Annotated in this window: 5 protein-coding genes; 3 read left to right on the top strand and 2 right to left on the bottom strand. The window is 62.4% G+C overall.

The genetic code is table 11. From position 1 onward, the window contains the following. Positions 1–545: 545 nt before the first annotated feature. A complete protein-coding gene (locus AC4FAH_RS04625) occupies positions 546–1280 on the bottom strand; it encodes a hypothetical protein (protein WP_107335965.1) in 735 nt (244 codons plus the stop codon). A 153-nt stretch (positions 1281–1433) separates the two neighbouring features. Next, positions 1434–2444 (bottom strand): LysR substrate-binding domain-containing protein, encoded by a 1011-nt coding sequence (locus AC4FAH_RS04630; protein ID WP_131432742.1) that lies wholly within the window; start codon positions 2442–2444, stop codon positions 1434–1436. Between the two features lie 264 nt (positions 2445–2708). Here AC4FAH_RS04630 and AC4FAH_RS04635 point away from each other — a divergent pair, with 264 nt between their 5' ends. From AC4FAH_RS04635 to AC4FAH_RS04645, 3 genes are all read left to right on the top strand, one after another. Then, entirely contained in the window at positions 2709–4091 is a 1383-nt protein-coding gene (locus tag AC4FAH_RS04635; RefSeq protein ID WP_153636557.1) for an L-serine ammonia-lyase, read from the top strand. 589 nt (positions 4092–4680) lie between these two features. Beyond that, entirely contained in the window at positions 4681–5514 is an 834-nt protein-coding gene (locus AC4FAH_RS04640; RefSeq protein WP_052384708.1) for an ABC transporter ATP-binding protein, read from the top strand. Continuing rightward, the coding region (locus tag AC4FAH_RS04645) for an ATP-binding cassette domain-containing protein (protein ID WP_490245709.1) at positions 5511–5863 on the top strand (353 nt) is incomplete at its 3' end. The genes AC4FAH_RS04640 and AC4FAH_RS04645, both read left to right, overlap by 4 nt.

Consider the following 5863-nt stretch of genomic DNA (forward strand, 5'->3'; position numbering starts at 1 on the left):
TCCACCACGACGGTGGCGCCGGGCGTCAATCGCCAGCGACTGGGCCAGCGCATGCTGATGATGAGGCTGTGCTGCGGGAGACGAGGGGCAAGACTATGACCGTGCAAGCGGTAGCTACTGAACCAGCGCATGTGAGGCTCCTTGAGAATGAGGGCATGACACGGTCAAGATCCTGTCGGTGCCTTCCTGTGGCAGTGGCGATAGTTGAATTGTATCCACTGCTTAGTAAAATATAATCATTCTCATTTGATGTCCAGCCGTTTTCCGTCAGTGCCTCGCGCAATGGCTATCGAGAGACGCCTGTCTAGCGCAGCCTGTCGAGAGAAGACTGTTGAGCAGAGCCTGTTGAGAGTAGAAACGAAAAAAAGCCGCGGCTCAGGTGAGCAGCGGCTTTTGGGAGAGTCACGGGTCTGTCTGTCTCTTGCGCTTCATGCTGTGCTTCATGTCTTGTCACGTCACTTTGCGTTGTTTCATGGGGCAGGGCGAAGTGACGGCCATGCGACAGGTCATGCTCGCAGCTCGGCAAGAGGGTTTTGCTGCCGGGCTCAGTCGTTGGCGTTGAGCTCACGCAGCAGGGCGCGGCGCTGGCGGCCCATGCGGATCGCCAGCAGCACGATCTCGATCACGGCGATGGCCATCAGGGTGTAGCCGAACAGTTCGGTGACTTCCTCGGCGGCATTCTTGACCGAACGCAGGTAGGAGTCCCCCATCAGGGTTTCCCAGAATTCCGAGCGGCCGTAGAGGCGTGAGAAGACGTAGGTCGCCAGGAAGCCTGCGCCGAACAGGCCGAACGCGAAGCTGCGTCCGAAGTGCTCGAACTCGGCAATGAAGCGGCTGCGGTTGCGCCATACGCCGATGATGACCGGGATCGCGACCACGCTGACCAGGAACTGCCAGCTGCCATCGCCGATCATGCCGTCGAGCAGGGCGTCCTGTTCACGGATCAGGGACGCCGCGAACAGGCCGAACAGCAGCAGGCTGATGGTGCGCAGGTCCGGCAGGCGTGAATGCACCAGCCACATGGTGGCTGCGCTCAAGGCCAGCAGAGTGCTCTGCATGTGTTCTGTCCAGCTGGCTTCGCTGAAGCCGACATCACCGAAGTGGTGGGCATCATGCATGACCAGCGACATCATCGCGGCCACCAGCGGCGCATAGATGGCCAGGCGCAGGCAGGCTTGCATGAAGAGCGAAGTGGGCTTGCGCCCATACAGCGGCTGTTCGGCGCTGATGGGGAGCGGGACAGCGTTATGGTGCTGGGTATGCGAAGTCAGGCGAGACAAGGGACTCTCCGGACAGTCCATGGACTGCCTGTCAGGGTGAGGGTGTTGTTTGCCTGCTCATTATAACGATGCAAAGGTGCTCAGTTAATATTCTGGTAAGAAAACTGTGAGATTCCATTTCAGCATCGATGTTGCGCCGAGCGGAAATGTTCGTCAGCTCTGACGTAACCGATCACGCTCGGCTTCCTCGACGATCCAGTCATGCACAGCCTGGATGCGGCCATCATCGAGGGTGCCGTGGGGATGGACGATGACATAGCGCTTGCCGGTCAGTACCCGCTGCGCGAAGGGCGCGATCAGCGTGCCGCGCGACAGCTCGTCGGTGATCAGCGTGCGCCTTGCCATCGCGACTCCCATGCCGGCGATGGCAGCCTCCATCGACAGGTGGTTGCGGTTGAAGGTATAGCCACGCTGAACGTTGATCTCGGGCGCGCCGATGCTGGCCAGATAGAATTCCCACTCGGCGTGGTCGTGACTGCCGCGCCAGGCGGTGATGTCGTGCAGCAGCGGATACCAGGCGAGGTCCTCTGCGCTGCGCAGCGGCGGGCGGCCGCGCATCAGGCCGGGATGGCAGACGGGGAAGATCTCCTCTTCCATCAGGTCGGTGACCTGCATGCCCGGGTAGTGGCCGTCGTTGAGGTCGACCGCCAGCTCGAAATCACCCTCGCGCAGCGGAGAGTCACTGTCCTCTGCGCGCACGTGCAGCTCGATATCCGGAAAGCGTGCCTGCAGGCGCGGCAGCCGTGGCGCCAGCCATTTGGAGAGAAATGACGGCACCGAACGCAACCTGAGCACACCGCTCATCAAGCCGCTGCGCAGCCGTTTGACCTCCAGTCCCACCGCGCTATAGGACTGCTCCACCACGCGCGCCAGTCGCGCGCCTTCTCCTGTCAGCTCGAGTCCGCGTGAACGACGCAGAAACAGCTTGAAGCCCAGCCGCTCCTCCAGCTGCTTGATCTGCTGACTCACCGCGCCGGTGGTGACGTGCAGTTCTTCCGCCGCACGCGTGAAGGAGCCGTGACGCGCGGCGCAGGCGAAGACCTGCAGCCAGGCATGGGTCTGACCATTCAGGTGGCGCAGGCTCGGTGTGGTGGCGGGCGTGCCGGTCGCCGTCGGCGGCACGACGGGGCCAGTACCAGGCGTGTTGTCGAGGGAAGACGTCATGGGCGGGTCTCATGCAAGCGCTGGAGGCAGATAGTGAGGGAGAAGCCGCGATGGCCAGATACAGATGGTGGTGATAGCTAAAGGCATCAGGGCACAAGGTGGCGCGAAGAGCATAGTTTACGCCGTTTTTGATGCATAGGGTTTAGTCAGGCTAAACCCACGACCAATATTTATGGTTTGTCGCGTCCCGCCCCCATCCATCATCATTGCCTCATCCACTGGCAGGCGCTCAGGCGCGGCGAGTTTCCGAGATGAGGTGTTGTCATGTCCATCAGTGTATTTGATCTCTTCCAGGTCGGTGTCGGCCCCTCCAGCTCGCACACCGTCGGCCCGATGCGTGCTGCCGCGCAGTTCGTCGAGACCCTGCGCTCGCGTGACCAGCTGGAGCGCGTGGCGCGCATCGAGGTGCAATTGCATGGTTCGCTGTCTGCCACCGGCGTGGGCCACGGTACCGACAAGGCGACCATCCTCGGCCTGATGGGCGAGCTGCCGGAAACGATCGACCCTGCGATCATCGACCCCTGCATCGAAGAGCTGCTGGAATCCCAGACACTGCTGCTCGACAACCGCATCGCGGTGCCCTTCGTATGGGTGCGTGACATGCAGTGGCACGATGCGCCGCTGCCGTATCACCCCAATGCCATGCGTCTGATCGCCTACGGCCATCGCGATGAGCTGTATCGCAATGTCTATTACTCGGTGGGCGGCGGTTTCGTGGTCGACGAAGTCGAGGCCGCGCGTGACCCGCTGCTGGAAGACGAAAGCCTGCGTCTGCCGTACGAATTCAACACCGCCAATGAGTTGCTGGCGCTGTGTCGCATGCACAAGATGCGCATCAGCGAGCTGATGATGGCCAACGAATGTGCGCTGCGCAGTGAGACCCAGGTGCGGCGTGGGCTATGGCGCATCTGGGAAGTGATGAACGAGTGCATCGACAACGGCCTGACGCACGAAGGCGTGCTGCCCGGCGGTCTCAACGTCAAGCGCCGTGCCAAGCGTCTGCATGCGCGTCTGCTGGATGTGGAATCCAGCAAGTCGATCATCACCTCGACCTTCTCGGCGATGGACTGGGTCAACCTGTTCGCGCTGGCGGTCAATGAAGAGAACGCGGCCGGTGGTCGCATGGTGACGGCGCCGACCAATGGCGCGGCCGGCATCATTCCGGCGGTGCTCAGCTATTACATGAAATTCCAGGAAGATGCTCGCGAGGAAGACGTGGTCGATTTCCTGCTCACGGCAGCCTCGGTGGGCATCCTGTGCAAGAAGAACGCCTCCATCTCCGGCGCGGAAGTCGGCTGTCAGGGCGAGGTGGGTTCCGCCTGCGCCATGGCGGCCGCCGGGCTTGCCGAGCTGATGGGCGCGACGCCGGAGCAGGTCGAGAACGCGGCGGAAATCGGTCTCGAACACAACCTGGGACTGACCTGTGACCCGATCGGCGGCCTGGTGCAGATTCCCTGCATCGAGCGCAATGCGATTGCCTCGGTCAAGGCGATCAATGCCGCCCAGATGGCGATGTGTGGCGATGGCGATCACTTCGTCTCGCTGGACAAGGCGATCCGCACCATGCGTGACACCGGCCGCGACATGCAGGACAAGTACAAGGAGACCTCCAAGGGCGGTCTCGCGGTCAACGCCATCGAATGCTGATGCGCCTAGTGGCCACTGACAGGTTCACCGGCTCTGACTGAATAGAACCTGTGCGATATGAACCTGTGTGATGTGAATCTGAGTCGAACTGCCATGACTTTCCGCCGGAGGCCAGCCGCCTCCGGCCAAACCCGTTGTCTCTTGTCAGGTACATGATCTCCGGCCAGAGGTCATGATCTCGGCAACCCTCGTTGACGCCTCTTCGGCGCGGTATTCCGCGACGGACAGGCGTCTTTTTTTATGGCGGAAATAGCGCTCATCTCGACGGTTCGGCTCGGGCTGGTGGGGGAATCTGCCGGCCTCGAGATGTCTCGGGAGGGCTGCGTTGTAAAGAAGTCGCTGATATATCGGCTATTGGTCGAGTGAGCGCGCTTGCCGCTGGCAGCGCGTCTCTCGCTGTTCTAGTTTACGTTAACGTCAGTTGCGCCGATCGCAACGATGGCGCATATCAAGGGCCTGTGGATAGCGCCTGTTGATGCTGCGTGTCGATGACGAGCCGCGATGTTGCGGGCATCCGCGCTGACGAACAGCCCTCATGTCTCTTGGAAGACACAGACCACCGGCTTGCCGGTCAGGACGGAGTACTGACATGCCATCACCGCCCATTCAGGGGCCGCGTGCCAGCGGGGGCGCATCAGCGACAGCCCCGATTCTCGAGACGCGTGGCTTGAGCAAGGACTTTCGAGGTTTCACGGCCGTCGATGACGTCAATCTCCAGGTGCAGGAAGGGCATATCCATGCCCTCATCGGCCCCAATGGCGCCGGCAAGACGACAGTCTTCAATCTGCTGACGCGCTTTCTGCCGGCTACCCGCGGCGAGATTCTCTATCGCGGCAAATCCATCACTCGCATGAAGTCGCATGAGATCGCGCGCCTGGGGTTGGTGCGCTCCTTCCAGATATCGGCAGTGTTTTCCCAGATGACGGTGCTCGAGAACGTGCGGGTCGCCCTGCAACGCCCCCAGGGCACCTCGTTTCATTTCTGGAAGCCGGAACGCAGCCTCGACAGCCTGAACGAGCAGGCGCTGCATCTGCTGGAGCAGGTAGGGCTGCGCGATGACGCCCACCGTGTGACCGCCAGTCTGCCCTATGGCCGCAAGCGCGCGCTGGAGCTGGCGACCACGCTGGCGCTTGAGCCCACGCTGATGCTGCTGGACGAGCCGACCCAGGGCATGGGCGCCGAGGATGTGGACCGCGTGGTCGAGCTGATTCGTGTCGCGGCGCGGGGCCGTACGGTGCTGATGGTCGAGCACAATCTGAGCGTGGTCAGCCGTCTGTGCGATCGCATCAGCGTGCTGGCGCGCGGGCGGGTGCTGGCGGAAGGCGACTACGCCAGTGTGTCGGCCAATCCCGAGGTTCGCGAGGCGTATCTGGGCAGTGAAGCGCCCGAGTCCACGGCGGATGAGCACAAGGAGGTTTCATGACGGTGGTTATGGAGCAGGCGACGGACAGGCAAGCCTCGGCGGCCGACTCGCCGCTGGGGGAAGAGCAGCTCTGCCTGCGCGAGCTGAACGCCTGGTATGGCGAGTCCCATGTGCTGCATGGCGTCAACATGACGGTGCGGCGCGGCGAACTGGTGACCTTGCTGGGTCGCAACGGGGCCGGACGCAGCAGCACGCTGCGCGCGATCATGAACATGGTCGGCCGGCGCAGCGGCGAGATCCTCATCAAGGGGCAGGACAGCATGGGGTTGGCGCCGCATCGCATCGCCCATCTCGGTGTCGGCTTCTGCCCCGAGGAGCGTGGCATCTTCGCCAGCCTGAGCGTCGAGGA

It is taken from the genome of Cobetia sp. (assembly GCF_983723665.1).

Excerpts from the sequence above, each read along its gene's own strand:
- AC4FAH_RS04630 (WP_131432742.1), bottom strand. The coding sequence starts at position 2,444 with ATGACGTCTTCCCTCGACAACACGCCTGGTACTGGCCCCGTCGTGCCG.
- AC4FAH_RS04635 (WP_153636557.1), top strand. The coding sequence starts at position 2,709 with ATGTCCATCAGTGTATTTGATCTCTTCCAGGTCGGTGTCGGCCCCTCC.
- AC4FAH_RS04640 (WP_052384708.1), top strand. The coding sequence starts at position 4,681 with ATGCCATCACCGCCCATTCAGGGGCCGCGTGCCAGCGGGGGCGCATCA.